Source organism: Microbacterium thalli, from assembly GCF_028737325.1.
In the GTDB taxonomy this organism is placed as follows: Bacteria; Actinomycetota; Actinomycetes; order Actinomycetales; family Microbacteriaceae; genus Microbacterium; species Microbacterium thalli.
In genome coordinates this window covers 1-278 of sequence record NZ_JAQZCH010000018.1, presented here as the reverse complement: position 1 = coordinate 278, position 278 = coordinate 1, and the positions used below count along the sequence as shown (strand labels likewise).

The following is a 278-nucleotide window of genomic DNA, read 5'->3' as shown; positions in this document are numbered from 1 at the left end:
ATCGAGTACTCGCCTGGGGTGCCGTTCAGGTTGGCGATGTGCGCGTACAGCGGCAGGTCCTGGTCCTGGGCAGCTGCTTTGGCGGCAGCCAGGGAAACAGCCAGGATGGCGTTGGCGCCCAGCTTGGCCTTGTTCTCGGTACCGTCCAGTTCGATCATGGCGCGGTCCAGAGCCTTCTGGTCGGAAGGGTCCTTGCCCAGCAGCAGGTCACGGATCGGGCCGTTGATGTTGGCGACGGCCTTCAGCACGCCCTTGCCCATATAACGGCTCTTGTCGCC

1 pseudogene is annotated in these 278 nt (G+C 64.0%); it reads right to left on the bottom strand.

The window, feature by feature from the left end:
* Positions 1-260 (bottom strand): annotated as a pseudogene (gene eno, locus PUW82_RS15080) (phosphopyruvate hydratase); the annotation flags it as partial.
* Positions 261-278 lie beyond the last annotated feature (18 nt).